Annotated in this window: 24 protein-coding genes; 19 read left to right on the top strand and 5 right to left on the bottom strand. The window is 71.8% G+C overall.

Features of this window, described 5'->3' with window-relative positions; translation table 11 throughout:
• Positions 1 to 4 precede the first annotated feature (4 nt).
• Positions 5 to 1,024 carry an ABC transporter substrate-binding protein gene (locus DEI98_RS16090; RefSeq protein WP_111101299.1) on the top strand — a complete coding sequence of 340 codons (1,020 nt, stop codon included), beginning with the start codon at positions 5 to 7 and terminating at the stop codon, positions 1,022 to 1,024.
• Positions 1,025 to 1,105: 81 nt separating this feature from the next.
• On the opposite strand, the gene DEI98_RS16085 is transcribed toward DEI98_RS16090, so the two are convergent.
• The gene (locus DEI98_RS16085) at positions 1,106 to 3,160 is read right to left on the bottom strand and encodes a transglycosylase domain-containing protein (protein ID WP_258370898.1); all 2,055 of its coding nucleotides are present in this window, start codon (positions 3,158 to 3,160) and stop codon (positions 1,106 to 1,108) included.
• Positions 3,161 to 3,318: 158 nt separating this feature from the next.
• Here DEI98_RS16085 and DEI98_RS16080 point away from each other — a divergent pair, with 158 nt between their 5' ends.
• From DEI98_RS16080 to DEI98_RS16070, 3 genes are all read left to right on the top strand, one after another.
• A complete protein-coding gene (locus DEI98_RS16080; protein ID WP_110865192.1) occupies positions 3,319 to 3,555 on the top strand; it encodes a hypothetical protein in 237 nt (78 codons plus the stop codon).
• A gap of 76 nt (positions 3,556 to 3,631) precedes the next feature.
• The gene (locus tag DEI98_RS16075) at positions 3,632 to 4,201 is read left to right on the top strand and encodes a GNAT family N-acetyltransferase (protein WP_220034147.1); all 570 of its coding nucleotides are present in this window, start codon (positions 3,632 to 3,634) and stop codon (positions 4,199 to 4,201) included.
• A gap of 55 nt (positions 4,202 to 4,256) precedes the next feature.
• Complete coding sequence (locus DEI98_RS16070) at positions 4,257 to 4,448, top strand: hypothetical protein (RefSeq protein WP_111101298.1); 192 nt, start codon at positions 4,257 to 4,259, stop codon at positions 4,446 to 4,448.
• A 30-nt stretch (positions 4,449 to 4,478) separates the two neighbouring features.
• Here the strand turns inward: DEI98_RS16070 and DEI98_RS16065 are convergent, their stop codons facing one another.
• Positions 4,479 to 4,982: a MarR family winged helix-turn-helix transcriptional regulator gene (locus DEI98_RS16065; protein ID WP_220037090.1), complete on the bottom strand. Its 504-nt coding sequence runs from the start codon at positions 4,980 to 4,982 to the stop codon at positions 4,479 to 4,481.
• A gap of 94 nt (positions 4,983 to 5,076) precedes the next feature.
• On the opposite strand from DEI98_RS16065, the gene DEI98_RS16060 reads away from it, so the two are divergent.
• A complete protein-coding gene (locus tag DEI98_RS16060) occupies positions 5,077 to 6,009 on the top strand; it encodes an NADP-dependent oxidoreductase (protein ID WP_111101296.1) in 933 nt (310 codons plus the stop codon).
• A gap of 59 nt (positions 6,010 to 6,068) precedes the next feature.
• Positions 6,069 to 7,058: an alpha/beta hydrolase gene (locus DEI98_RS16055; protein WP_111101295.1), complete on the top strand. Its 990-nt coding sequence runs from the start codon at positions 6,069 to 6,071 to the stop codon at positions 7,056 to 7,058.
• A 32-nt stretch (positions 7,059 to 7,090) separates the two neighbouring features.
• Here DEI98_RS16055 and bla read toward each other — a convergent pair whose 3' ends face one another.
• A complete protein-coding gene (bla, locus tag DEI98_RS16050; protein ID WP_111101294.1) occupies positions 7,091 to 8,035 on the bottom strand; it encodes a class A beta-lactamase in 945 nt (314 codons plus the stop codon).
• Between the two features lie 42 nt (positions 8,036 to 8,077).
• Here bla and DEI98_RS16045 point away from each other — a divergent pair, with 42 nt between their 5' ends.
• Positions 8,078 to 8,635, top strand: a complete 558-nt coding sequence (locus tag DEI98_RS16045; protein WP_111101293.1) for a GNAT family N-acetyltransferase — start codon at positions 8,078 to 8,080, stop codon at positions 8,633 to 8,635.
• Between the two features lie 161 nt (positions 8,636 to 8,796).
• Here DEI98_RS16045 and DEI98_RS16040 read toward each other — a convergent pair whose 3' ends face one another.
• Positions 8,797 to 10,278, bottom strand: coding sequence for a mannitol dehydrogenase family protein (locus DEI98_RS16040; protein ID WP_111101292.1), 1,482 nt, complete (start codon positions 10,276 to 10,278; stop codon positions 8,797 to 8,799).
• A 184-nt stretch (positions 10,279 to 10,462) separates the two neighbouring features.
• Here DEI98_RS16040 and DEI98_RS16035 point away from each other — a divergent pair, with 184 nt between their 5' ends.
• From DEI98_RS16035 to DEI98_RS16015, 5 genes are all read left to right on the top strand, one after another.
• Positions 10,463 to 11,101 (top strand): TetR/AcrR family transcriptional regulator, encoded by a 639-nt coding sequence (locus DEI98_RS16035; protein WP_027466131.1) that lies wholly within the window; start codon positions 10,463 to 10,465, stop codon positions 11,099 to 11,101.
• An 86-nt stretch (positions 11,102 to 11,187) separates the two neighbouring features.
• Positions 11,188 to 13,839, top strand: coding sequence for an MMPL family transporter (locus tag DEI98_RS16030; RefSeq protein ID WP_111101291.1), 2,652 nt, complete (start codon positions 11,188 to 11,190; stop codon positions 13,837 to 13,839).
• 196 nt (positions 13,840 to 14,035) lie between these two features.
• Positions 14,036 to 14,479 carry a MarR family winged helix-turn-helix transcriptional regulator gene (locus DEI98_RS16025; protein ID WP_017888357.1) on the top strand — a complete coding sequence of 148 codons (444 nt, stop codon included), beginning with the start codon at positions 14,036 to 14,038 and terminating at the stop codon, positions 14,477 to 14,479.
• Positions 14,480 to 14,530: 51 nt separating this feature from the next.
• Positions 14,531 to 14,743 carry a hypothetical protein gene (locus DEI98_RS16020; RefSeq protein WP_027466129.1) on the top strand — a complete coding sequence of 71 codons (213 nt, stop codon included), beginning with the start codon at positions 14,531 to 14,533 and terminating at the stop codon, positions 14,741 to 14,743.
• Between the two features lie 64 nt (positions 14,744 to 14,807).
• A complete protein-coding gene (locus DEI98_RS16015) occupies positions 14,808 to 15,902 on the top strand; it encodes an alkene reductase (RefSeq protein WP_111101290.1) in 1,095 nt (364 codons plus the stop codon).
• A gap of 94 nt (positions 15,903 to 15,996) precedes the next feature.
• On the opposite strand, the gene DEI98_RS16010 is transcribed toward DEI98_RS16015, so the two are convergent.
• Positions 15,997 to 17,079, bottom strand: a complete 1,083-nt coding sequence (locus DEI98_RS16010) for a hypothetical protein (protein WP_111101289.1) — start codon at positions 17,077 to 17,079, stop codon at positions 15,997 to 15,999.
• A gap of 81 nt (positions 17,080 to 17,160) precedes the next feature.
• Here DEI98_RS16010 and DEI98_RS16005 point away from each other — a divergent pair, with 81 nt between their 5' ends.
• The 7 genes from DEI98_RS16005 to DEI98_RS15970 all read left to right on the top strand — a co-directional run bounded on the left by DEI98_RS16005 (position 17,161) and on the right by DEI98_RS15970 (position 26,257).
• Positions 17,161 to 19,275, top strand: a complete 2,115-nt coding sequence (locus tag DEI98_RS16005; RefSeq protein ID WP_146243546.1) for an acyltransferase family protein — start codon at positions 17,161 to 17,163, stop codon at positions 19,273 to 19,275.
• A gap of 98 nt (positions 19,276 to 19,373) precedes the next feature.
• Complete coding sequence (locus DEI98_RS16000; protein ID WP_111101287.1) at positions 19,374 to 20,138, top strand: ABC transporter ATP-binding protein; 765 nt, start codon at positions 19,374 to 19,376, stop codon at positions 20,136 to 20,138.
• Entirely contained in the window at positions 20,135 to 22,075 is a 1,941-nt protein-coding gene (locus DEI98_RS15995; protein ID WP_146243545.1) for an ABC transporter permease, read from the top strand. Before DEI98_RS16000 ends, DEI98_RS15995 begins: the two co-directional genes overlap by 4 nt.
• A gap of 4 nt (positions 22,076 to 22,079) precedes the next feature.
• Positions 22,080 to 23,432: a sensor histidine kinase gene (locus DEI98_RS15990; RefSeq protein WP_181438065.1), complete on the top strand. Its 1,353-nt coding sequence runs from the start codon at positions 22,080 to 22,082 to the stop codon at positions 23,430 to 23,432.
• Positions 23,429 to 24,109 (top strand): response regulator transcription factor, encoded by a 681-nt coding sequence (locus tag DEI98_RS15985; RefSeq protein WP_258370895.1) that lies wholly within the window; start codon positions 23,429 to 23,431, stop codon positions 24,107 to 24,109. Before DEI98_RS15990 ends, DEI98_RS15985 begins: the two co-directional genes overlap by 4 nt.
• A gap of 226 nt (positions 24,110 to 24,335) precedes the next feature.
• Positions 24,336 to 26,006, top strand: a complete 1,671-nt coding sequence (locus tag DEI98_RS15975) for a glycoside hydrolase domain-containing protein (protein WP_181438064.1) — start codon at positions 24,336 to 24,338, stop codon at positions 26,004 to 26,006.
• Between the two features lie 29 nt (positions 26,007 to 26,035).
• Positions 26,036 to 26,257: a hypothetical protein gene (locus DEI98_RS15970; protein ID WP_111101282.1), complete on the top strand. Its 222-nt coding sequence runs from the start codon at positions 26,036 to 26,038 to the stop codon at positions 26,255 to 26,257.
• Positions 26,258 to 26,335: the final 78 nt, after the last annotated feature.

The following is a 26,335-nucleotide window of genomic DNA, read 5'->3' as shown; positions in this document are numbered from 1 at the left end:
TAACGTGAAGACCTCCCGACGTGGCCACCTGCGCGCCGCCCTCCTGACCTCCGTGACCGTCTCGGCACTCCTCCTGACCGGCTGCTCGAGCACCGGCAACTCGAACGACTCCGACTCCGACGGCGGCACCGCCGCGTCGAAGGCATGGTCGTACGAGGACGCCACGGGCGCCACCGTGAAGGTCGACCACACGCCGAAGCGCGTCGTCGTGCTGAACGACATCGCCCTGTCGTTCATCGAGTACGGCCTGAAGCCCGTCGGCACCTTCGGGCAGCTGACGATGGCGAAGGACGCCCGGTTCAAGGGCCTCGACACCGACGGCATCACGCAGCTCGGCACCGCCTACGGCGACATCGACCTCGAGCAGCTCGCCGCGCTCAAGCCCGACCTCGTCGTCACGTCGGTCTACCCGACCGACGCCAAGGGCACGCTCGACACGAAGCAGCCCGGCTACGGCTTCAAGGACAAGCCGCAGGAGAAGCAGATCGAGGCCATCGCGCCGGTCGTCCAGGTGAAGTGGGGTGGCAAGGGCGAGGACGTCATCGAGAAGATCGCGGAACTGTCCGAGTCCCTCGGCGCGAAGGAGTCGACGGTCGACGCCGCCGAGAAGCGCTTCGACACCGCGGCCGACGAGCTCGAGAAGGTCTCGAAGGAGAAGGACCTGTCGGTCGTCTCGATGTACGCCGACGGTGACGGCGCGTACGTCACCCGCCCGACCGACGAGCCGTCGCTGCAGATGTACGCGTCGTACGGGGTCGACTTCGTCAACCCGAAGCCCGAGGGCTTCTACTGGGGCATCTACTCGTGGGAGAACGCCGGCCAGATCACCGGTGACGTGCTGCTGCTGTCGCAGCAGGGCTACCAGGTCGCCGACCTCGAGAAGCAGCCGACCTTCGCCGACAACGCCGCGCTCGAGGCGGGCCAGGTCCACAGCTGGACGTTCCCGGCCCTGGACTACGCGTCGCAGGCCGACTACATGACCAAGCTCGCGGGCTGGCTCGAGGACAGCAAGAAGCTGTCGTAGGACGCAACCGAGAACCGGCCTGGAGGCGCGGTGCCAGCTGGCACCGCGCCTCCAGGCCGTTGGTGGTTGCGTTCCGGGCCGTCAGCCGACCGGCAACGCCGCGTTCACCGCCGTCTGCGCGTCGCGCCAGACGGCCGCGCGCGACCCCGCGTAGGTGCCGCCCTGACCGTTGGAGAACGACCGCAGGTTGTGCTTCGCGCCGTCCGTGTTGCCCTGCCAGTAGGCGGTGACGGCACGCGAGGTCCCGCCCACCAGCCACACCTGGTCGGCCGCGTCCGTGGTGCCGGTCTTGCCGAACAGGGTCGCGCCGTCGGGGGTCTGCCCGCCGCTCGCCGTGCCGCCGCGGAACGCGCCCTGCATGACGTCGAACGCGGTGGCCGCGGTCTGCGGCGACACCGCCTGCGTGCAGGTGCGGGGTTGTCCGCCGAGTTCCTCACCGTCGGGGGCGACGACCTGGTCGATCACGACGGGTGCACAGAACCGCCCGCCGTTCGCGATGCCGGCGTAGGCCGACGCCATCGTCAGCGGGGCGATGCTCTCGGTGCCGAGCAGGGACCCCGGGTTCCAGGGCAGCTCGCCACCGGTCGCCAGGTGCACGCCCAGCCGCTCGGCCACGTCGCGGATGTCGCACAGGTCGAGCTGTTCGGCCATCGACTGGTACGCCGCGTTCACGGACTGCGCCGTCGCCGACCGGACCGAGTACGGACCACGCTGCCCGGGTGAGTCGTTCTTCGGCTGCCAGAACGCCGAGGCGGGTCCACCGCAGGCGGTCCACTCGCTGTGCGGGTGCGGTGTGCCGTCGACGACGGTGTCCGGGCTGCGGCCGGCCTCGATCCACGCCAGCAGGGTGAACATCTTGTAGGTCGACCCGGTCTGGAACCCCGTCGAGCTGCCGTCCGCCTGGTCGGTGGCGTAGTTCAGCGAGGTCGCGGTGCGGGGCGCGTCGGACGACCGGTCGTGGTCGGTGTTCTGTGCCATCGTCAGCACACGGCCAGTCCCGGCCTCGACCGTGTTGAACGTGGCCCCCAGCGCCAGCCGCGTCTCGGTCTTCGGGTCGTACTGGTCGAGCAGCCGCTTCTGTTCCGCGTTCAGGTCGAGGTCGAGCGTGGTCTGGATCCGGTACCCGCCGGTGCGCCAGGCGTCCGCCCGCTGCTGCTTCGTCGCGCCGAGCTGCGGGAGCCGCTGGGCGATGGTCTCCGCGTGGTCACAGAAGAACTCCGCGCCCACCTCGACCGCTTCGCACCCCTGCTGCGGTGCCGTCAGGTGGACGGAGTCGGCGACGCGGGACAGCCGAGCCGTGCGGTACTCCTCGGTCGACAGGTGCCCCTGCTCGTGCATCGACCGCAGGATCAGGTTCCGCCGCGCGGCGTTGTCGCGGTGGTGGTCCGGCGTCGACAGGTCCCGTCGCTCCGGCCACTGCACGATCGCGATGAGGGACGCCGCCTCGGCCGGGGTCAGGTCGGTCGCCGGCTTGCCGTAGTAGTGCTGCGCCGCCGACTGCACCCCGTAGGTCTGGTCGCCGAAGTAGGCGATGTTCAGGTACGCCGCCAGGATCTGCTGCTTCGTGTACTGCTTCGCCAGGCTGATCGCGAGCTTCATCTCGGCGAGCTTGCGCTGCGGTGTCCGCCGGGTCGCGTCCTCGTACGCGGCCTCGCGCTCCTCGGCCGTGGGCAGTTCGCTCGCCTGCTGCATCTTGATGTTCCGCACGAGCTGCATCGTCAGGGTCGAACCACCCGACCCGCCCTCGGTCCCGGACGTGGCGACGCTCACGAGCGACCGGACAACGGACGTCGCGTCGACACCGCCGGTCTCGTAGAACCGCTTGTCCTCGCCGTCCACCGCGGCGTGCTCCAGGTGGTCGCTGATCTGGTCGAGCGTGAGCTCCTGCCGGTCCTGGTCCCACACGTTCGCCAGGTGCACCGGCTCGCCGCCGCGGTACGCCCAGATCTGGTTCCGCTGCGGCAGCTGCCCGATCTCGATGTCCTCCGGCAGCGACTCGAACACCCCGATCGCCGAGGTCGTGCCGACGCCGGCGACCGCGATCACCGGAGTCACCCCGACGCTCACCAGCAGCCCGGCGAGCACACTGCCACCCACGAAGCCGAGCGCGGCTCCCCCTGCACGTCGCATCGTCATGTCGTCCGTTCCCCCTCGGTCGCACCGTCTTCGGCGCGGTCCGGAGAGGCTCGCAGTCCTGCTCGGGCGGTCGCCGTGACTTCCCCGCGGAACACCGTCGTGTCCGCTGGGAAAGTGCCGGTGCGATCCGCTCCCAGCCGCCGCGCTACGATCCGGGCATGACCCCGATCGCGCCACGTGTGCTGCACATCCTCTGCACGGCGTTCCTCGTCGTGGCGTTCCTGGCATCGTTCGTCGGTGGGTACGCGAACGCGAACGACTCCGGCGAGGGCGGCGCGAACATCGGTGCCGGGGCGCTGATGTTCTTCGGTGCACTCGCCGGCGTGGTCGGCATCGGGCTCGGCATCGCGGCGCTCGTCTCCGGCCTCGTCGCCGCCCGGCGCAGCGCGGCCTGACCACCGGTCGCGCGCCGTTCCGAGCACCACGGTCGCGGTGGTGGCGGGATCGCCAGGACCGGAGGATCATCGGCCCATGGAGTACTCGACGGCGATGCTCACCGAGGAGACGTGGCCCGACTTCGCCGCGCTCGTGACCCGCAGCAACGGTGTGTGGGGCGGGTGCTGGTGCATCGGTTTCCACCCGGACGGCCCACGCGGGACGCCCGACCCGACAGTGTCCCACCAGGAGGCGAAGCACCGCCACGTGCGGAACGGCACGAACCACCAGGTGCTCGTCTACGCCGACGGCACGGCGGTCGGCTGGTGCCAGTTCGGGCGGCCGGTCGAGCTGCCGACGATCCTGAACCCCGGTGCGTACGCCCGGGACGCCTCGACGCCGCCGGACTGGCGGATCGGCTGCGTGTTCGTGGAGTCCCGACACCGCGGTCAGGGGGTCGCACGCGCTGCGGTCACGACCGCACTCGACCAGATCCGGCGGGACGGCGGCGGGACCGTCGAGGCCTACCCGGAGCAGACGGTCGAGCGGAAGCCGCAGCGCGGTGCCTACCTGCACACCGGGCCGGAAGAACTGTTCACGCAGTTCGGGTTCGTGCGCGACCGCCGCATCGCCAAGTGGCGGTGGGTGATGCGCACGACGGTGTGACCGGCGTACCCGCTCGACGCCGCACTGCCAGCCCGTCGCGCGTACCGTGGGAACCGTGACACGCACCGCTCCGGTACGACCGCACCGCCTCGCCCTCATCGGCGCCGCCGTGGCCCTGGTGATCGGGGTCGGACTGCTCTTCACCCCCTGGGACGGGCCGGTCGTCGTGCTCGCCTGGGCGCTCATCGTCGCCGCGGTCGTCCTCGGCGCCGTCACGCTGTTCCTGGTGCGGGCTCCCCGCAGCTAGGCCGCGCACACCCGCCGGCGCGACCGTCGGTCAGCCGCGCCGCCGCGCGCCCGCGGAGCGTGGCGGGTTCGCGCGCAGGTGCTCCGCCGCTCCCCCGAGGATCCGCGCCAGGTCGTCGACGTCCGCGTCCGACATCGACGCGAACAGCAGGGTGTGCAGCGCCTCGATGTGTCCGGGGAAGACCGCGGCGAGGACGTCACGACCGGCCCGGGTGATCGTCACGACCGTGCTGCGTTCGTCGTCGGGCGAGGGCCCACGGGTGACCAGCCCGCGCTGCTCGAGCAGTTGCGCCTGGTAGGTCAGCCCGCTGCGGCTGTAGACGACCCCGTCGGCGAGGTCGGTCATGCGCTGCCGCCCGCCCGGAGCGTCACCGAGCCGGGCGAGCAGCTGGAACTGCACGTAGCTCAGGCCGCCCACGTCGCGCAGCTGCCGCTCGACCGCGTGGCGCAGCAGGCTGCTCACCTCGGTGAAGGCGAAGTACGCCCCGAGCTGCGTCGGGGTCAGGGAGTTCGGCGCATCGGTCACGAGATCCATCCTACCTGTTGCTTCGAGTTCGAAGCAGTGCTAGCGTCACCGTCAGTTGCTTCGAACTCGAAGCACACGAGCAACACCGACGAAGGGCACGATCATGCGGGCAGTACGGTTCCACGAGGTCGGCGGTCCCGAGGTGCTCCGCACCGAGGACGTCGAGCAGCCCACCCCGGCCGCCGGGCAGGTGCGACTCCGCGTCGCCGCCTCGGCGTTCAACGCGGCGGACAACGGGATGCGGGGCGGGTTCCTGCCGATCCCGGTCCAGCTGCCGCACGTTCCCGGCTACGACGTGTCCGGCACCGTCGACGCGCTCGGCGACGGCGTCGAGGGGATCGCGATCGGGGACGCGGTCGTCACGTTCCTGCCGATGGACCTCGACGGCGGGGCGGCCGAGTACGTCATCGCCCCGGCGGACGCGGTGGTCGCCGCACCGACGAGCATCCCGCTGGCCGACGCGGCGGCGCTGCCCTCCGTGGCACTCACCGCGTGGCAGGCACTGTTCGACGACGGGCGGCTCGAGGCAGGCCAACGCCTGCTGGTCGTGGGAGCCGGCGGCGTGGTGGGCAAGTACGCGATCCAGCTCGCCGTCCGCGCCGGGGTCCACGTGATCGCGACGGCGAGCCCGCGCAGCATCGAGGCCGTCCGGGCAGCCGGCGCCCACGAGGTCATCGACCACACCACGACCGACGTCCGTGCCGCCGTGACGGAGCCGGTCGACGTGCTGCTCAACCTCGCCCCGATCGACCCGCAGGACTTCGCGGCACTCGTCGACGCCGTGCGTGACGGCGGCGCGGTCGTCAGCACCACGGCGTTCATGGCCACGCCGGACGACGAGTCCCGCGGGGTCCGGGCGGCGACGGTGTTCGTCCTGCGCAACCGCGAACGCCTGGCGGAGCTGGTGTCCCTGGTCGACGCCGGGGCGCTCAGGGTCGAGGTCACCCGGCGCATCCCGCTGACCGAACTGCCGTCCCTGCACGCCGAGGCGGCCGCCGGACGGATCAGCGGCAAGGTCGTGGTCCTGGTCGGGTGACGGCCGTGGGACCCCGCCGCACCAGCACCACCCGCAGCAGCGCCGGATACGCTCGGCGCATGACGGACCAGGGGTGGCACGAGGACGTGCTCGGAGCACCGTACGAGCGGCTCGAACTGCCGCTCGGCACCGACTCCGAGGGACCCGTCGTCGCCACCCTGGTCCGCCGCCGGCACACCCCGACGGACCTGCTGCTGCACGGTCGCGGGCCCCTGCACGGGGTCGACGTGCTCTACGTGCACGGCTGGTCGGACTACTTCTTCCAGGTGGAGCTCGCCGAACGCCTCGAGCGGCTCGGTGCCCGGTTCCACGCGCTGGACCTGCGGAAGTACGGTCGGAGCCTGCGTCCGTACCAGACCCCGGGCATGGTCGACGACCTGGCGGTGTACGACGAGGACATCGCCGCAGCGCTCGACGCGATCTCGGCCGAGCACCCCGGCTCGGACCGGCGCCGACTCGTCCCGATGGGCCACTCCACCGGCGGCCTGACCCTGTCGCTCTGGGCTGCTCGGCACCCGGAGCTCGTGCACGGCCTCGTGCTGAACAGCCCGTGGCTCGAGTTCCAGGCCACCGCGGTCGGCCGGGCCATCGTCGCACCGGTCATCAAGCTCGGTGCCCGTCGGAACCCCCTCGCGCCGATGCCCGCCGTCGACCCCGGCTTCTACACCCGCACCGTCTCGGCCGAGGGCGAGGGGTCGTGGACCTACGAGCAGAAGTGGCGGCCGGAGCGCGGCTTCCCCCTGCACCCCGGGTGGCTCGCCGCGGTGTTCGACGGCCAGGCACAGGTCGAGAAGGGCCTCGGCATCGGGGTCCCGACCCTGGTGATGCTGAGCGACAAGAGCATGCTCCAGCCGCGGTGGGACCCGGGCATGGCGCGGGCCGACGTCGCCCTGAACGTCGACACGGTGGCGCACCGCTCGCTCTCCCTCGGCGAGGAGGTCACGGTCCGCCGACTCGAAGGCGCCCTGCACGACGTCGTGCTGTCCGCGCCGGAGGTGCGGGAACGGGCGTACGACGCGATCGGGCGCTGGGCGAGCACACTCCGGTAGTCCCGCGACGACAGTCCCGCGACGCTGGCGACTCAGTCGGACAGCCCGGCAACCGCGGTGCGGGTCGCCGCGGCGACGAGCTCGTCAGACGGCTCCGCCCCGGGATCAGCGCGGCTCGTCATGACCACGAGCACGACGGGGTCGCGCCCCGGCGGCGTCACGACCGCGATGTCGTTCCGCACCCCGTAGGACGCCGTGCCGGTCTTGTCGGCCACCCGCCACGACGGGTCCACCCCGGCACGGATCGTCGCGTCCCCGGTCGTGTTGCCGAGCATCGCCTCGCGCAGCACCCGACGGCCGGCAGCGTCGAGGGCGTCCCCGAGCAGCACCGTCCGGAGGTCCGCAGCGAACCGCTCCGGCGTCGTCGTGTCCCGCCGGTCACCCGGGATCGCCTGGTTCAGGTCGGGTTCGACCCGGTCGACGCTCGTCGTCCGGTCCCCGATGCCGCGCAGCCACCGCTCGACGGCGTCCGGCCCGCCGAGCCGTTCCACCAGCAGGTTCGCCGCGGTGTTGTCGCTGGAGCGGAGCGCCGCGTCGACGAGCTCGCGCACCGTCATCCCGGTGTCGACGTGCTCGCTCGTCACGGGCGCGTACTCGAGCAGGTCGCCTCGGTCGTAGTGCACGACGGTCGCCAGGTCGGCGTCGGACGAGGCGCCGAGGACCGCGGCCGCGATGAACACCTTGATCGTCGACGCGAACGCGAACCGCTCCCCCGCGCGGTGCGCGATCTTCCGACCGCTCCCGGTGTCGATCGCGGCGACCCCGAGCCGTGCGTCGGACCGCCGTTCCAGCGCCGCGAAGGCCCGCGCGGTGGCGGGGTCGGTCGCCGGCGCCACCGAAGCCGACCCAGACGCAGACGCTGACGTGGACGACGTCGGCCCGGTCGTCGCACCACCCGGGCCACCGGAGCACCCCACCAGCCCGACCAGCACCAGCACCGTCAGGGCCGCGGCCGTCGTCCTCGTCCCACCTCGCACGCCCCGAGCCTGCCCGACGACCGTGCAACTACCCTGGGCGGCATGCCAGCTCCCGCCGTCCGCCTCACCCGCCTGGACCCCACCGGCGCCGACCGCCAGGAGTTGCTCGCGTTCCTGACGTCCGAGGAGTTCCCGTTCCACGTCCGACGGCGCATCAGCGCGGCCGACGCGGCGAGCGCCGTCGACTCCGGCGCCTACCGCGACGACGAGCACGACACCTCCTGGCTCGACCACGACGAGCACGGGCGGATCGGACTGGTCCGTCTCGAGGACCTGGCGGACCCCGTCCCCCTGTTCGACCTGCGCCTGGCCGGTCGCTTCCGGGGTCGGGGCCTCGGCGTCCCCGCCCTGCTTGCGGTGACCGACCACGTGTTCACGACGATGCCGGCGATCACGCGCTTCGAGGGCCAGACCCGCGAGGACAACACCGCCATGCGCCGGGTCTTCGTCCGTGCCGGCTGGGTGCAGGAGGCCCACTACCGCGAGGCGTGGCCCGTCGACGGCGGCCCGGCCGTCGGGTCGGTCGGCTACGGCGTGCTGCGCCGCGACTGGGAGACGGGCGAGACCACTCCGGTGCCGTGGGACGACGTCGCGCGGTGAGCGGCTGACGGTTCTGGTTCACGATCCTCGGGGTTCGCGAACCGGAACCGTCATCGCGCGGACACGAACCGCCGTCCCGCGCCCGTCTCGTGGGGCAGCAGGCGGACGGGAGGCCCGTGGCGGCGCCGCCACGCGCCTCCCGTCCGGAGGTCGGTCGCGTCTCAGGACCGTGACAGGCGCTCCACGGTGGCGTGCGCGCCGTCCGCGATGAGCCCGTCCAGGGCGTCGCGGTACGCGGCGACGAACCGTTCGTCGTCGACCAGGTCGCCGAAGACCTGGCGGTTCGCGATGAAGGCGAGGCGGTCGTCGCGCTGGGTCAGGGCGATGCGGTGCAGGGGTTCGGCGAGCCGGTCGACGATCTCGATGGGTTCACCGGACTCGTCGGTGCCCTCGTCGTAGCGGGCCCAGGACGCGACGATGCCGGCGGACAGCGTGACAGGTCGGCCGGCGGCCAGGTTCTCGCGCACGACGGGGAGCAGCCACTTCGGGATCCGGTCGCTCGACTCGGCGCAGAGCCGGGCGAGGGTGTCGCGCACCTCGGGGTTCTGGAAGCGCTCGATCAGGGTCGACTTGTAGTCCTCCAGGTCGATGCCGGGCACCGGGTGCAGCGTCGGCGTGCCCTCGTCGTCCATGTAGCGGCGCAGGAAGGTCGCGATCGCCGGGTCCTGCGTGGCCTCGTGCGCGTAGCGGTACCCGGACAGGTAGCCGAAGTAGCAGAGCCCCTGGTGGCTGGCGTTGAGGAGCCGGAGCTTCATGAGTTCGTACGGCTCGACGTCGTCGACGAGCTGGACGTCGACGTCCTCGTAGGGCGGTCGGCCGGCGGGGTGGTCGTCCTCGAGCACCCACTGGAAGAACGGTTCGGCGACGACGGGCCAGGCGTCGTCGATGCCGAGCTCGTCGCGGACCCAGGCGCGGTCCTCGTCGGCGGTGACCGGGGTGATGCGGTCGACCATCGAGTTCGGGAACGCCACGTGCTCGTCCATCCAGTCCGCGAAGGCCGGGTCCTGCAGCCGGGCGTAGGCGGTGAACATCGACCGGGCGACGTGCCCGTTGCCCTGGATGTTGTCGCAGGACATCACGGTGAACGGGTCGAGGCCGCGGTCCCGTCGGCGGCGCAGTGCCTCGACCACCAGGCCGAACACCGTGCGGGGCGGGCCGTCACCGCGCAGGTCGGCCGCGACGACGGGCTCGTCGGCGACGAACTCGCCGGTGACGTGGTCGAAGTTGTAGCCGCCCTCGGTGATGGTCAGGCTGACGATCCTGGTGTCCGGGTGCGCCATCTTCTCGACGACCGCGTCCGGGTCGTCGACGGCGAGCAGGTACTCGACGATGCTGCCGACGACGCGTGACTCACGGGTGCCGTCCGGGTGCTTGAGGACGAGCGTGTACAGGCCGCCCTGCTCGGCCATCGCGGTCGCCATCCGACGGTCCTGCTCGAGCACGCCGACGCCGCAGATGCCGTACTCGCGGGCTTCGCCTCGCTGCAGGAGCCGGTCGATCACCATCGCCTGGTGCGCACGGTGGAACCCGCCGACGCCGAAGTGGACGATGCCGGCGGTGATGCCGTCGCGGTCGTAGGTGGGCACGGCGACACCGCTCGCGGCGATCTCGTCGAGGGTCTCCGGGGACAGGCGGACGGGCATCGGTACTCCTTCGTACGGTGGCGGATCCGCGGGCGGTGACGCAGCGGTTCGTCCAGCCAGTCTGGCACCCTGTACCTCCGACTGAACAGCGGTGCAGCACAGACGTTCTGCACCGGGGGACGAACCTGGGGATGCACTCAACCTCGTTGCACCGAGTGCATCGATGCACCTAGTGTTCGATCTCGTGACCATCGCGACCGACCGCCGTGCTGCCCTCAAGGCGAAGCACCGTGCGGCGATCCTGCAGGCCGCTCGCGACCTGATCGACGAGCGTGGCGGCCGCGACTTCAGCGTGGACGACCTCGCCGCCCGGGCCGACATCGCGCGGCGCACCGTGTTCAACCACTTCGCCTCGCTCGACGAGGTCCTGCTGGCCGTGTGCGAGCAGGAGCTGTCCGTCATCATCGACCGGTTCCTCGCCGACATGGCCCGGACACCGGTGGGCGACGGCAGCCGGGCGTCGATGTTCGACGAGCTCGAGTCCGCCGCCCGCGGTGCCGACCTGGCTCCGGCGATCGCCAGCATGTACCGGATCCTCGGCGACCCCGGCAAGGACGACCCGAAGGCCGCGGTCCTGACCCAGACGGCGTTCTCGCGGGTGACCGAACGACTCCGGCACGAGGTCGCCCGGCGCTACCCGGCCGCCGACCCCCTGGACGCCGCACTGCTCGTCGAGTCGCTCATGAGCGGCATCGTCGTGATCGCGGAGCACTGGCTGGCGACGTCCGGCCCCGAGCTCGACCAGCCGGCGCTCGACGCGTGGGACGACCTGCTCGCACGACTCGTGCACAGCGTCCGCAGCGGCTACATGGCCGACGACTGACACCGCTCCACCTCCTCATCCCCCAGGGGTCCACCGGCGCACCCCGCACCACCAGCACCTGACACGAAAGGACCGCAGGCAACCGCATGGCCGGTCTCCTCTACCGTCTCGGACGGTTCTCCGCACGACGCCACTGGCTCGTGATCATCACCTGGGTCGTGATCATGGCCGTCGCGGGCGTCACGTACACGCTCTTCGCCGGCACCATCTCGTCGTCGATCACGATCCCGAACACCAAGACCAGTCAGGTGCAGGACCAGCTCGCCGACAAGTTCCCGTCGGCGAACGGCGGCAACGGCACGATCGTCTTCGAGACGAAGGACGGCAAGGCGTTCTCGTCGTCGCAGCAGTCCGAGATCGACGACTTCCTGACCAGCCTCGAGAAGCTCGACGGCGTCAAGGGCACGACGAGCGGCTTCGACACCCAGCAGCAGCTCGACGACCAGCGGCAGAAGATCGTCGACGGCCGTGACCAGATCGAGTCCGGTCGCGCGAAGATCGAGACCGGCCAGGACCAGCTCGACGCCCAGAAGGCGCAGCTCGAGTCCGGCAAGCAGAAGATCGAGGACGCCCAGGCGCAGCTCGACGCGCAGAAGGCCCAGGCGCAGGCAGCCGGTGGCGCAGCCGTCCCCGCCGCACAGGCGCAGGCAGCGGCCGCCCAGCTCCAGCAGGCGCAGGCGCAGATCGACGCCCAGCAGGCCCAGATCGACGCCGGTGAGCAGCAGATCGCCGACGCCCAGAAGACGATCGACACGAACAAGCAGAAGCTCGACGACAACGAGCAGGAGCTCGAACAGGGCTCGGACCTGCTCGACCTGTCGAAGGACATCCGCTTCGTGTCGGACAACGGCAGCGCCGCGATCGGCACCGTGCAGTTCACGAAGTCGACCTACGAGGTCCCCGCGGACACGAAGACCGCCATCGCGGACGACGCCGAGTCGGCCGACATCCAGGGCGTCAACGTGTACGTCTCGAACGACATCGCACAGGGTGTGCCGTCGATCCTCGGCCCGGGTGAGATCGGCGGTGTCATCATCGCCGCGATCGTGCTGCTCCTGATGCTCCGCACGGTCATCGGCGCCGCGGTCCCGCTCGTCAGCGCCGTGCTCGGCGTCGGCGTCGCCTCGCTCACCGCTCTGTCGTTCTCGAGCGTCGTCGAGTTCATCTCGGTCACGCCGGTCCTGGGGGTGATGCTGGGCCTGGCGGTCGGCATCGACTACTCGCTGTTCATCCTGAACCGGCACCGGACCCAGCTGAAGCAGGGCATGCAGGTGCACGAGTCGATCGGGCTCGCGAACGGCACCTCGGGCAACGCCGTGGTGTTCGCCGGTGCGACGGTCATCGTCGCGCTGCTCGCGCTGAACATCACCGGCATCCCGTTCCTCGGCCTGATGGGCACGGTCGGCGCGGTCGCGGTGCTCTTCGCGATCCTCATCGCGACGTCCTTCACCCCGGCCCTGCTGTCGCTCATCGGCATGCGGATCCTGCGGAAGAAGGAGCGCGCGAAGATCGGCAACACCGACTCCACGCGGATCCCGAACAAGCCGATGTCGAGCTGGCGCGCGGTCCTCACGCTCGTCCTCGGCGTCGCGGTGCTCGGCACCATCGCCCTGCCCGCGACCCAGATGCGCCTCGGCCTGCCGAGCGGTTCGTCCGAGGCCGTCGAGTCGAGCCAGTACAAGGCCTACGAGACGCTCGAGAAGGAGTTCGGCGCCGGGCAGAACGGCCCGCTGCTCGTCGTGGCGACCCTGCCGGAGTCGATCAGCAAGAGCGACGTCACCGCGACCGAGGTCACCATCGGCCAGGCGATCGCGAAGAACGACGACGTGAAGGCCGTGCTGCCCATCGGCGCCTCGAAGGACCGCGACATCGTCGCGTTCCAGGTGAAGCCCGCCGGCGGCCCGGACAGCGTCTCCACCGAGAACGTCGTGAAGGACCTGCGCGAGCAGACCGTCTCCACCGACGACGGCAAGGTCACCCTCGGCGTCGCCGGCAACGCGTCGGCGAACATCGACGTGTCCGAGAAGCTCTCGAACGTGCTGCCGCTCTACCTCGTGGTGGTCGTCGGGCTGTCGCTGATCATCCTGATCATCGTGTTCCGGTCGTTCCTCGTGCCGATCACCGCCACCGCCGGGTTCATCCTGTCCGTGCTGGCGTCGTTCGGTGGTCTGACCGCGATCTACCAGTTCGGCTGGCTCGGATCGGTCTTCGGTGTGCACGACCCGGCGCCGATCCTGAGCTTCCTGCCCATCATCGAGATCGGCATCCTGTTCGGTCTGGCGATGGACTACCAGCTGTTCCTGGTGTCCGGCATGCGTGAGGCCTACGCCCACGGCGCGAGCGCGAAGGTGGCCGTCCAGCGCGGCCTGCACGCCGGTCGCGCGGTGGTCACGGCGGCGGCGATCATCATGATCTCCGTGTTCGCGGGCTTCATCTTCTCGGACTCGTCCACCATCAAGCCGATCGGCTTCGGGTTGGCGTTCGGTGTGCTGATCGACGCCTTCGTCGTCCGCATGCTGCTCATCCCGTCGGCGATGCACCTGCTCGGCAAGAGCGCCTGGTGGTTCCCGAAGTGGCTCGACCGGATCGTGCCGGACGTCGACGTGGAGGGCGCGAAGCTCGAGCGCACCCACCCGGTCGCCGGCCACGAGGACACGCACACCGGCACCCACGCGCTCCCCGTGGAGCCGGACGCGAACGCGCACGACTCGGGGCACCCGCCCGCGCACCGCGCGTAGTCGACGCACCCGGTCTGGAGGCCCGGGCCGACCCACACGGGTCGGCCCGGGCCTCCAGGCCGTTGCGCCCACCGCCCCGGGTCGCGAGCACGCATGTTCCGACGTTCCACGCGTCGAACGACGGGTGGAACGTCGGAAGACGCGTGCGCGGACGATGCATCGACTCTTTCGTGCACGAACGAAGTACCCTGGACACATGACCCAGACCGCTCCGGACCCGCTCGCGCTCGACCGGCAGCTCTGCTTCGCACTCGCGGCGACGAGCCGCAGCGTCATCGGGCTGTACCGCGACCTGCTCGAGCCGATGGGCCTGACGCACCCGCAGTACCTCGTGATGCTCGCCCTGTGGGAGCGCGACCCGCGGTCGGTGCGGGAGATCGCCGGCGAACTGCGACTCGACTCCGCGACGCTGAGCCCGCTGCTCAAGCGACTGGAGGCCTCCGGCTACGTCCGCCGCACCCGCAGCGCCGCCGACGAACGCCAGCTCGAGGTGTCCCTGACGACCGCCGGGCACGCCCTGCGCGACCGAGCGCAGGCGGTGCCGCTCGCCGTCGCCGACCGGCTCGGGTGGCCGCTCGCCCGACTCGAGTCCCTGAAGGACGAGCTGACGGAGCTGCTGGAGCGCGTCGACCAGGTGTGATCCGGAGTCATCAGTGCCATAATGGTTCGTGCACGAATGAAAGGATGCTCCGTGGGACGCTTCGGCCAGTGGTACGAACGGTGGAACACGACGCTCATCAACAAGATGGGCCCCTCGCAGATCGGTGCCGGTCGCCCCGAAGGCATCGACGACCGGACGATCGACCGGGGCTGCCCCCTGTGCGGCAAGCCCCTCTCCCAGCACCAGGTGATCCGGCCCGAAGGCCAGGTGCGCTCGTCGACGCTGGTGTGCCCGCGCGACTGACCGCACTGCCTGAAGAAGTGCTCCGAGGCGGAATTGCATCGGACAACTCGTCGTTCGCCCTGACGTGAAGCTCTTCGAACCCGCCTCCATCGGCGCCCTGTCCCTGTCGAACCGCGTCGTCATGGCCCCGCTCACGCGCACCCGCGCCGGCGAGCACGGCGTCCCGAACGACCTGCTCGTCGAGCACTACCGGCAGCGCGCCGGCCTCGGCATGATCATCACCGAGGGCACCTGGCCCGTGCAGGAGGGCCGCTCGTACCCCGGGCAGCCCGGCATCGAGACCGACGACCAGATCGCCGGCTGGCGCCGCGTGACCGACGCCGTGCACGCCGCCGGCGGCACCATCGTCATGCAGCTCATGCACGGTGGCCGCGTCTCGCACACCGACATCTCGCAGACCCCGCGCATCGTCGCCCCGTCCGCCATCGCCGCCCCCGGACAGACGCACCTGGCCGACGGCTCGAAGGCCGACATGACCGTCCCGCACGAGCTGACCACCGCCGAGGTGCAGGAGGCCGTGCAGGGCTTCGTGCAGGCCGCCCGCAACGCGATCGCCGCCGGGCTCGACGGCGTCGAGGTCCACGGCGCCAACGGCTACCTGGTGCACGAGTTCATGTCGCCGGTGTCGAACACCCGCACCGACCAGTACGGCGGCTCCCCGGAGAACCGCGCACGCTTCGCGGTCGAGGTCACCACCGCCATCGCCGAGGCCATCGGTGCCGACCGCACCGGCATCCGCCTGTCGCCCGAGCACGGGATCCAGGGCGTCATCGAGGACGACGCCGACGACGTGCGCGCCACCTACACCGCGGTCGCCGAGGGCCTCGCGCCGCTCGGCCTCGCCTTCGTCGACGTCCTGCACGCCGAGCCGACCGGTGACCTGGTGCAGCACGTCCGCCGTACCGCGGGCGCACCGTTCATCGTGAACTCGGGCTTCTCGTCGCTCACCACCCGTGACGAGGCCATCGCGATCGTCGACGGCGACCACGCCGACGCCGTCGCCGTGGGCCGCGCCGCGATCGCCAACCCGGACCTCGCGCACCGCTGGGAGCACGACGCCGAGCTCAACGAGCCGCGTCCGGAGCTCTTCTACGGCGCGACCGCCGAGGGCTACACCGACTACCCGTCGCTGGCCGAGGCGCGCGCGACCGTCGCGTAGTCGACGCACCAACAGGTCAAACGGGAGGCCCGTGGCGACACCGCCACGGGCCTCCCGTCCGTACCGGGGCCACGTCGCAGGCGGGCGCCGACGGTCAGTGGTCGAGGACCGACATCGACCCGACCACCGCGACGGCCAACGGTCCGCTGTAGGACACGCAGACGACGCCCATCCACACGGCTCCCGCCCACGTCGCCCGCAGACGGCTCTTCCGCCGGTCGCGGAGCACCAGGCGACGCCCCGCGGCGGCGATCGCGTCGGCGTGCCCGTCCTCGAGCAGCGAGCGGTCGTCCTGGTACCGGGCGGCGGCGCGCACGACACGGGGCACGACCTCGCCAAGGACTGCCTCGACCTGCACCCACGGCGCAGGGCGCGACCAGTCCGCGGTCCCCGGCGCCGAGAAGACCAGCCGGTCGTCGACCATCTCGACGTTCCAGCCGGCCGCGTGGTCGACGAGCGCCGCCATCACGTCAGGGGTGAGGACGTACAGCGCGTCCTGGCCGTAGTCCTCCGGCGCCCACACCCGGAAGTGCCGGTCGAAGTCGCCTTCCAGGGACATCCGCTGCCGGTGGCGGAGCACCACCGGCAGGTCGCTGCGACGACCGTCGTTCGCCGTGGCGTCGAGGAGCAGGTGCGGCAACGTGCCGGGCAGCCGGACGGTCAGGTACGTCCAGTCCCGCGAGACCATCCAGCGCCGCAGGACGCAGCCGAACTCGACGTCCGAGACGCCGTCGACGTGCACGGGTTCGGTGCCGAACCGGGGGTGGACGCGGATGCCGGAGTAGCGCGGGGTGATCGTCGAGTCGAGCGGCTTCGGACGGACCGGACGCGCCGGGTACCCACTGGCGTCCCCCGTCAGCACTGCCCGGGCCTCGTCCGGACGCGGGGTCCGAGGTCGTTCGCCCCGGACCAGGAGCACGACGAGCCCGACCACACCGGCGACGAGCGCCACGAACCAGGCCGCCCAGCGGACGACGTCACCGACACCCGCGCCGTTGTGGACGAGCCCGGTGCCCCAGATCACGAGCGCGGACGCGAGCCACGCGAGCGGGACCTCGATCGCCAGGAGCAGCGCGTTCCACCACCACGGGGCCTGTCGCGGGCGGCGCATCCGCGGTCGTCGCGCCGCCTCCGCCGCGAACTCGTCGTCGGACGCGGTCAACCAGCGCAGATCCATCGGCCCCCCTCTGGAGAAGGATCGTAGCGTCCGCGTCGAGAACGCCCGGCGGAGCCGTCCACGTCTCCTAGGATCGACGCAGTGAGTACAGCAACGCCGGGCGAGCGGGGCCCCGCGCACCGAGCGCGCGACACCACGCGGTGGGACATCCAGGGCCTCCGCGCGTTCGCCGTCCTCGCGGTCGTCGTCTACCACCTGTGGCCGGCTGCCCTGCACGGCGGGTTCGTCGGTGTCGACGTCTTCTTCGTGATCTCCGGCTTCCTGATCACCGGGCTGCTGCTGCGGGAACAGCTCGCGACGGGCACGATCCGGCTCGGACGGTTCTGGTCGCGCCGGGCCAAACGCCTGCTGCCGGCCGCGTTCCTCACCATCGTCGTCACGGGCATCGCGGTGCTCGTCGCCGTGCCGAGCGCGCTGTGGGGGCAGTACGGGCGTGAGCTGATCGCCTCGACGGTGTACCTGCAGAACTGGGAGCTCGCGGCGAACGCCGTCGACTACCTGGCGTCGGCGGACGCCCCCTCACCGTTCCAGCACTTCTGGTCGCTGTCGGTCGAGGAGCAGTTCTACATCCTCCTGCCGCTCCTGCTGCTCGGCGTCGGGGCGCTCGCACGCCGTCGGTTCACGCCGCTGGTGACCGCGCGGCTGCTGCTCGGCAGCGTCGTCGTGCTGTCCCTCGTGTGGAGCATCGTGCAGACCGCCACCGACCCCGGCGTCGCCTACTTCTCCACCGGCACCCGCGCGTGGGAGTTCGCACTCGGCGGTCTCGTCGCCACCGTGCACCTGCCCGAGGTCCGCACCGAGGTCGCCCGACGGGTCCGCCTGGTCGCCACCGGCATCGGCGTCGTGGCCCTCGCACTGTCCCTCGTCGTGATCACCCCGGAGACGGCGTTCCCCGGGATCGCGGCGCTGCTGCCGGTCGCCGGTGCGGCACTCGTGCTGCTGTTCGGCGCGGGGACCGAGTTCGAGGATGTCGGGGCACTCCGGCCCGTGGCCTTCTTCGGACGGATCTCGTACGCGCTCTACCTCTGGCACTGGCCGCTCGTCGTCATCCTGCCGATCATGCTGGGCCGTCCGTTCGACTGGGCGACGAGCTCGGCGGTGCTGCTCGTCGCGATCGGTCTGGCCACCGCGACGACGATCTGGTTCGAGGAACCGGTCCGGTTCTCGACGTGGCTGCGGGACCTGCATCCCCGCGGCGTCGTCTCGCTCGCCGTCATCTGCAGCTTCACCGTCGTGACGCTCGGGGCAGCCACCCTGACGGCCGTCTACGTGCAGGAGGTCAACGCGACCACGGTCACGAAGCAGGTCACCGCCGAGCAGGAGGACGACGACGAGTCCTGCTTCGGTGCCGCCGCGCGCATCGGCTTCGCCGACCCCTGTGTCGACCCCGAACTCGCCGACGTCCGTGTGCCCGCTCCGGCCGTGGCCAAGGACGACGACGACAACCGCGCGGAGTGCTGGAGCGGCACGTTCCGGCCCTGCGTCCTCGGCAAGGCGAGCGGCTGGTCGAAGCACCTCATCGTCATCGGCGACTCGCACAGCAACGCACTGATCGGTGCGTACGAGAAGATCGCCGACGACAACGGCTGGCGGATCGACCTGGCCGGCGCCGGCGGCTGTTACCTCACCACCGCGCAGCAGGACTCACTGAGCCCCTCGTCGATGCGGGGCTGCAACTCGTGGAAGCACGCCGCCATCGACTACGTCCGCGAGCACCGCGACGCCGACGCCCTGGTCGTCACCCACTCCACCACGCAGATGCCGGTCAGCCTGCCGCCCGGACCGGCCCGCGACACGGCCACCCGCAACGGCCTGGTCGACGCGTGGCAGCAGGCGGCCGGTGACGAGCTGCCCGTCATCGCCGTCCGTGACAACCCGGTGCCCCGGCCCGACGTCGTCGCCTGCCTGAGCACGATGTCCGGACCGACGACGGACGCCTGCGACCGGACGCGCGCCGAAGCACTCGGGACGACGGACTCGTCGGTCGAGGCCGTCGCCGCGTTCCGGGCAGCCGGGGGCAAGGCAGCGTCGATCGACCTGAGCCGCTACTACTGCACCGACTCCACGTGCCCGGCGGTCGTCGGGGGCGTCCTGGTCTACCGGGACAGCACGCACATCACCGCGACGTGGGCGTCGTCGCTCGAGCCGTTCCTGGAGCGAGCGCTGCAGGAACGGCTGGCGGCGTTCGACCGCTGAGGCCCCGGGCCCCGGGCCCCGACCCCCTGGCTGTCCAGGGGGTCGTGCCTCCGGGCGGCACGCTGTTCGCGGGAGGTCCTGACCGATGGGATCGATGCATGACATCAGCCATCGCGAACCACCCCCTCGTCAATACCGACACCGCCCTCGCCCTGCAGGGTGTCGGTCGGACGCACGGGACCGGCGACGCCAGCATCACGGCGCTGCAGGACGTCACGCTGCGGCTCCCGGTGGGCACCTGGACGGCGATCATGGGACCGTCCGGGTCCGGCAAGTCGACGCTCCTGCAGATCGCAGCCGGGCTCGACCAGGCAGACACGGGTCGCGTGGTCCTCGGGGGCGCCGACATCACCGAGGCGACCGACCGGGAACGGACCGAGTTGCGGCGCAACCGGATCGGGTTCGTGTTCCAGACCTTCAACCTGATCGCGTCCCTCACCGCCGAGCAGAACGTCGCGTTGCCGCTCGAACTCGCCGGCGCGCACCCCTCACGCGCGATGATCCGCGCCGCGCTCGACCGCGTCGGCCTCGGCGACCGTGCGCGCCATCGGCCACGCGAACTCTCCGGAGGGCAGCAGCAGCGCGTCGCCATCGCCCGCGCCGTGATCACCGCTCCCGAGGTGCTCTTCGCCGACGAGCCCACCGGGGCACTGGACTCGCACGCGGCACGCGTGATCCTCGCCATGATGCGCGAGATGACCGATGCCGGACAGAGCATCCTCATGGTCACCCACGACCCGGCTGCCGCCGCAGCGGCCGACACCACCGTGTTCCTGCGCGACGGCCGGCTCGTCGACTCGCTGGTCGGGGCCGACGCGGCGACCATCGCCAACCGCCTCGTCGCCATGGAGACGGCCCGATGAGGCGGGTGGCCCTCCGCGGGTTCGCTGACCGCTGGCCGACGTACTCCGGGGCGATCGCGACGGTCGCACTCGGCGTCGGGCTCGTGCAGGCGTCCCTCCTGCTGCTGCTCTCCGTCCTCGGCACCGGGCCGGCGGACGGCGCGGACGCGCTCGCCACAGCCTCCTTCGAGGGCAACCGGATCGTCGCCGTGACCGTCGTGTCGGTCACCCTCGGCTTCGCCGCGTTCCTCGCGGTCTTCATCATCGCCTCGACGTTCGCGTTCTCGGTCACCGAACGCCGCCGGGACCTCGCGCTCCTGCGCATCGTCGGGGCCGACGTCGGTCAGGTTCGGCGCATGCTGCACGGTGAAGCACTGGTCCTCGGCCTGGTCGGCGCCGTCCTCGGGATCCCGGCAGGCGTCGCCCTGCTGCACCTGCAGACCCGGATGCTCGTCGACGCCGGCTTCGTCGACCACGGGTTCGCCCCGGTCTGGCAGGGGTGGGCGGTTCCTGCCTCCCTCGCGGTCGGGATCGGCCTCGCCTCCGCCGGTGTGGGGGTCGCTGCACGACGCGCAGCCCGGATCGACCCACTCGACGCGATCCGGGCCGTCGGCACCGCGGCGCGTCCGATGACCCGCGCCCGGTGGATCACCGGCGCCGGGCTCGCCGCCGCGACCGTCGCCCTCGTGGCCCTGGCACCTGCGGGCGGGCTCGCCGGGGCACAGGCCATGGCGATGTCGGCGGGCATCACGGCCGCCCTCGCGGTCACCGCCGCGGCTCCCGCGCTCGTACCGCTGGCAGCAGCCGTGCTGCCGCGCCCCCGTGCGGTGGTGGGGGTCCTGGCCGCAGCGAACCTCCGCGACGCCCGGACCCGGTCGGCCTCCACAGCGGCGCCGCTCGTCGTGCTGCTCGCGCTGGTGCTGAGCCAGCCGATCGCCATGCTGTCGTTCGCCGACGCAGCGACCGCACAGGTCGCCCGAGGGACGCACGCCGACCTGGTATTGCAGAGCACCGGTCCGCTCGCCGCCGACCCCTCGACGCTGGACGGTGTGGCGAACGCGTCCACCGAGTGGATCGTGCCCGTCCGGGTCCAGCCGTCCGGCTCGTCCGTGGCGGGGATGCCGGAGGAACTCGCGGGGACGGCGCTCCCGGTGACGACCGAGGCGCTCGTGGTCGATCCCGACGCCTTCGCCGGGGCACACCCGAACGCCCGGGGGTCGATGCGGGCCCTGCACGGCGCCGACACCGTCGCACCCGGCCCGGGTGCTGTCGGCCTCGGGCTCGGGGACGCCGGGACCGTCAGCATCGGCGACGAGGACCTCGGCTCGGTCCGGTTCCGCACGCCGGTGCCCGCGGACAGCGCCGGTCAGGTCGGCATCGTGGTTCCCCGCACCCTCGTGCCGGCCGAGATCCTGGCCGGGAGCCCGGCGACCACGTTCGTCTCGGTGCACCCCGGCGACGACCCGCGCGCCGTCGCGGCCGCGCTCGCACAGCTGGGGACCGTCACCGACCTGCGCACCTGGGTCGACGAGGCAGGCGCAGCCGGGCAGGACCAGAACGCCCGGGTGATGGTCGTCGTCATGGCCGTCGGTGCGCTGTACGCGGTGATCGGCGTGCTCAACGCCGTGGCGATGGCGGCTTCCGGGCGACGGCACGAGTTCGCGGTCGCACGCGCCAGTGGGATGACCCGCGGGCAGGTCCTCACGGCCGCGACACTCGAGACGCTCCTGGTCGCTGGAGCAGCAGTGGGACTGGCGGTGGTGGCGACCGCCGCGACGGTGTCCGCCGTCCTGCTGGGCACGGCCCACGGCACGGGGCACGCGGTCCTGCACGTCCCCTGGTCGCTCGTGGTGCCGGTCGTGATCGGCGGCCTCGTGCTGACCGGTGTCGCCGGGTTGCTCGCGGCGTTCGCGGCGACGACCGAGCGCCCCGCGGCGCTCGTCATGGCGCGAGGATGAGACCGTGAACGATCGACAGCGGCGGGACGCCGACGAACGGCGCAGGACCCCGAGACGGGCCTGGTACCTCCTGACGGCGTTGCCGACGGACCTCGTCGGGTTCGTCCTCGTCGTCCCGCTGCTGTGCCTCGGGCTCGGACTGAGCGTCGTCTGGGTCGGGATGCCGGTCCTCGTGCTGACGCTCCGCCTCGGCCGGGTGCTCGGCACGCACGCACGTCGGCGGGCCGCTCCGATCGGGTCGCTCCCGGCATCCGCGGACTGGCAGCTGCACACCGCCTGGCCGCAGCGAGCCGGCGGGAACCCGTCCGGCCCGCGGTTCTGGGCACCGCTCGGCGACACCCGGTACTGGGCGCACACCGCGCACGCCGTGGCCAGTTTCCCCGTGTCGGTCGCGACCTGGGTCGCGCTGGTGTCCTGGGGAGCGACCGCCCTGGGAGCCGTCACGTACCCGGCGTGGAGCTGGGCGGTGACCCCGGCGGACGACGTCTGGCTCGCCCGGACGGCAGCGTTGGTGGGCGAGACCGGCCACTGGAGTGGTCAGGTCCTCCGCCCCGTCGTCATGGTCGTCGCCGGTCTCGTCCTCGCCGCGGTGTTCCCCCGGGTCGCGCGCCTGCTCACCGTCCCGCACCTGCTGCTCGCCCGGCTCCTGCTCGGCGAACAGCAGAACGCCCGACTCCTGCAGGGGGCGCAGCGTGCCGAAGCCGGCCGCCGAGCCGCGCTCCTCGCCGAGGACGCGTCCCTGCGGCGGCTCGAACGCGACATCCACGACGGCCCGCAGCAGCAGCTCCTCCGACTGCAGTACGACCTCGCCATCGCCCTCCGGCGCCTCCCCACGGACGTCCGCGCCGCGGAGCTGTTGGTGGAGGAGTCCCTGCACCGCTCGAAGACCGTGCTCGAGACCATCCGCAATCTCTCCCGTGGACTGGCACCGCCCATCCTGCAGGACCGTGGTCTCGCCGCGGCGGTCCACGCCCTGGCCGGCGACAGCCTCGTGCCGGCAACCGTCGAGACCCGACTCGACGATGCCGGGCCCGGACTCACAGCGGTCGAGCGGAGTGCCTACGCGATCCTGTCCGAACTGCTCGCGAACGTCGCGAAGCACGCGGATGCCACGTCGGTGCGGGTCCGCGCGGTGGCCGCCGGGGACGGGGTCCTCGAACTCGAGGTCTGCGACGACGGCCGCGGTGGGGCGCGGCTCGACGACGGACACGGGCTCGCCGGCCTCCGCGACCGAGTCCAGGGGCTGCAGGGCATCCTGACGATCACGAGCCCGTCGGGCGGCCCCACACGGGTGCACGTCAGCATCCCCGTCCCCGCCGACGAGCAGGACCGGGAAGCCCGTACGCTGGCGTCGTGACCACCGATCGACACGCGCCCGCCGGAGCGTTGCGCGTGGTCCTCGCCGAGGACTCGGTGCTGCTCCGAGAGGGCACCGCCCGCCTGCTCGAGGAAGCCGGGTCCACCGTCGTCGGTGCGTACGGCGACGCGGCTTCCCTGCTCGACGACCTGACCTCCACCCGGCCGGACGTCGCCGTCCTCGACGTCCGGATGCCGCCGACGTTCCGCGACGAGGGGGTGCGGGCGGCCGTGCGGATCCGCACGGAACACCCCGGGGTGGCCGTGTTGCTGCTCAGCCAGTACGCCGAGCTCGACTACGCCAGAGAACTCCTCGCCACCGGGGAGCACCACGTCGGGTACCTCCTGAAGGACCGCATCTCGTCGATCGACGACCTGCGCGACGACGTCGCACGCGTCGCACGCGGCGGCCTCGTCCTGGACCCGCAGATCGTCCAGCGGCTGTTCACACGGCGGACCGACCCCATCGAGCGGCTCACACCGCGCGAACGGGACGTGCTCCGACTCATCGCGGAGGGGCAGACGAACCAGGCGATCGCGGACCGGCTCCGTCTCGCGGTCGCATCGGTCGAGAAGCACATCGGTTCGATCTTCGCGAAGCTGGACCTCGAACCCACGCCGGACGCCCATCGCCGGGTGCTCGCGGTACTCGCGTGGCTCCGCGCCGGCGGGGTGTGAGCCGGTGTTCGTGACGGCCCGGATCGACGGCTGCACGGCGTGGACGCGGCTGCTCGTGGTCGCACCGGGCGTCGTGGACTGAGCGCTTCATCAGACGATCGTCTGCCGAATTGCAGGACCGTCCCAAGTTGAGGGACGAAGTTGCTCGGACCATGCCGCGGCCGTCAGCATCGCACAACGCGATCGATGGCCAGCGGACGCTCGAGGCAACTGAAGGGGCACCTCCGTGCACATCTCGCGCCGAACTGCGCTCATCGGCATCACCGCCACCGTCCCGCTCGTCACGACCGCACTCGCGGCCCCGGCCGACGCGGCCACTCCCTCCGGCTCGGCCGGCTCCTCCGGCACCACCGGCACCAGCGGTTCCTCCGGCTCCGCCGACTCGGGCGTGCTCGCCGTGCAGCGCTGGCTCAACACGACCTTCGGGCATCTGCACGGGTGGGTGCACGTGGACGAGGACGGACTGACCGGCAGCGGTACCGTGCTCGGGATCGTGCAGGCCACCCAGTCGCTGCTCGGCATCTCCCCCGTCGTCGCGACGTTCGGGCCGACGACACGGCGGAAGCTCGAACAGCACGGCGACGTGGGTGCCGAGACGGGCGCCGACGCCGCGACCTGGCGCCGGCTCGTCCAGGCCGGGCTCGTCTGCAAGGGCGCCTCGACCGTCTCACTCACGGGTGAGTACGACGCGGCCACCGTCGCGGCCGTGCAGGCGCTCCGGTCCGACCTGGGTGCCGAGCCCGGCGGGCTGCCGCTGTCACCCCACCTGTTCGGCGCGCTCCTGACCGTCGACCCGGTCAAGCTCGCCTCCGGCGGGTCCCGAGCGGTCCGTGCCGTCCAGCAGTACCTCAACCGCACCTACGCCGAGGCGACCGGCGGCGCGTACGGCAGCACGAGCGGACTCGTCGACACGAGCACGTACTCGGCGGCGATCCGCGCGGTGCAGGTCGCGGTGGGCGTCACGGTCGACGGCGCCTGGGGCCCGGGGATGGCTGCTGCGCTCCGTGCAGCGGGCCCGAGCGTCGTCGGGGTCGGGGCCACCGGCGCCTGGGTGCTGCTCGTCAAGGCGCTCCTGGTGCTGAACGGCGAGCGCGTCGTGTTCAGCAGTGCCTACTCGGCGGCGGACGCCGCGGTGGTCCGTGCGTTCCAGCAGTTCCAGGCGTTCCCGCCCGCCGAGCAGACCGGGACGTGCGACGCCGGCACCTGGGCAGCCCTGGCGGCGAGCACGGGTGACCCGGACCGTGCGACGACCGGTGCCGACACGGCGGTGCGCCTCGACGACGCCCGCGCGGCCGCCGTCCGGGCGTCCGGTGCCACCGGCGTCGGCCGGTACCTCACGAACCACCAGCGTTCCGGGGCACTCGACAAGGCCCTGACCCCCGAAGAACTCCGTGTGATGGCGAGCGCCGGGCTCGGGCTGTGGCCGATCTTCGAGGAGGGCGGGTTCGCTGCCTCGTGGTTCACGGAGGAGCAGGGCGTCCGCGACGCCCACCGCGCCCACGACGCGGCCCGGAAGCTCGGGATCCCGAAGCAGACCACCGTCTACTTCGCCGCCGACTTCGACGCGACCGCGGCGCAGGACGAGTCGCTCGTGGTCCCGTACTTCCGCGGCGTCGCCGCCGGCCTGCGGGACCGGGGCAACCTGTACAAGGCGGGCGTCTACGGATCCCGCGCCACGTGCACCGCGGTGAGCAGCGCCGGACTCGCGCACTTCTCGTTCGTCGCCGGGATGTCGCCGGCATGGGCGGGCAACCAGCTCGAACCCCTGCCGGGCAACTGGTCGCTCAACCAGATCCAGAACCGCACGGTCGGATCGGGCAACGGGTCCACCGAGATCGACGCCGTGGTGGACTCCGGGCGCGACCCGGGCGTCCCCGCAGCTCGGCTGGCCGGCTGACCGGCCGCTGGGACGGATCGAGCACCGCCGTGACCACCACGATCCCGCGTGACGACGAGCCGCAGGCCGCGTTCCCGCACCGCGCCACGTACGTCTTCTCGAACTTCGAGGAGGCGATCTCGATGGACTGCTACTGCGAGGAGGGCGCCGACCACTTCGGCGTCTACCCGTTCTACGACGAGGTCATCAAACCCGTCATCCACGATCTGACCCGACGCGTCCGGCGCCGGTTCGGGAAGGAAACCCCGTGAACACCCCACACCCCAGCACCCCGAACCCGTCACGCCACCGCACCCGCAGGAGCGCCGTTACGGCGCTCACCCTCGGCC

This window comes from Curtobacterium sp. MCLR17_034 (assembly GCF_003234485.1).
Classification (GTDB): domain Bacteria; phylum Actinomycetota; class Actinomycetes; order Actinomycetales; family Microbacteriaceae; genus Curtobacterium; species Curtobacterium flaccumfaciens.
The sequence above is the reverse complement of the archived record's forward strand: the minus strand, read 5'-3'. Positions and strand labels throughout refer to the sequence as shown.

Coding starts and splice junctions, on each gene's coding strand:
- DEI98_RS16085 (WP_258370898.1), bottom strand. CDS start 3,160: ATGACGATGCGACGTGCAGGGGGAGCCGCGCTCGGCTTCGTGGGTGGC.
- DEI98_RS16060 (WP_111101296.1), top strand. CDS start 5,077: ATGCGGGCAGTACGGTTCCACGAGGTCGGCGGTCCCGAGGTGCTCCGC.
- DEI98_RS15995 (WP_146243545.1), top strand. CDS start 20,135: ATGAGGCGGGTGGCCCTCCGCGGGTTCGCTGACCGCTGGCCGACGTAC.
- DEI98_RS16040 (WP_111101292.1), bottom strand. CDS start 10,278: ATGCCCGTCCGCCTGTCCCCGGAGACCCTCGACGAGATCGCCGCGAGC.
- DEI98_RS16080 (WP_110865192.1), top strand. CDS start 3,319: ATGACCCCGATCGCGCCACGTGTGCTGCACATCCTCTGCACGGCGTTC.
- DEI98_RS16065 (WP_220037090.1), bottom strand. CDS start 4,982: ATGGATCTCGTGACCGATGCGCCGAACTCCCTGACCCCGACGCAGCTC.
- DEI98_RS16030 (WP_111101291.1), top strand. CDS start 11,188: ATGGCCGGTCTCCTCTACCGTCTCGGACGGTTCTCCGCACGACGCCAC.
- DEI98_RS16075 (WP_220034147.1), top strand. CDS start 3,632: ATGGAGTACTCGACGGCGATGCTCACCGAGGAGACGTGGCCCGACTTC.
- DEI98_RS16025 (WP_017888357.1), top strand. CDS start 14,036: ATGACCCAGACCGCTCCGGACCCGCTCGCGCTCGACCGGCAGCTCTGC.
- DEI98_RS16055 (WP_111101295.1), top strand. CDS start 6,069: ATGACGGACCAGGGGTGGCACGAGGACGTGCTCGGAGCACCGTACGAG.
- DEI98_RS16000 (WP_111101287.1), top strand. CDS start 19,374: ATGACATCAGCCATCGCGAACCACCCCCTCGTCAATACCGACACCGCC.
- DEI98_RS16010 (WP_111101289.1), bottom strand. CDS start 17,079: ATGGATCTGCGCTGGTTGACCGCGTCCGACGACGAGTTCGCGGCGGAG.
- DEI98_RS16045 (WP_111101293.1), top strand. CDS start 8,078: ATGCCAGCTCCCGCCGTCCGCCTCACCCGCCTGGACCCCACCGGCGCC.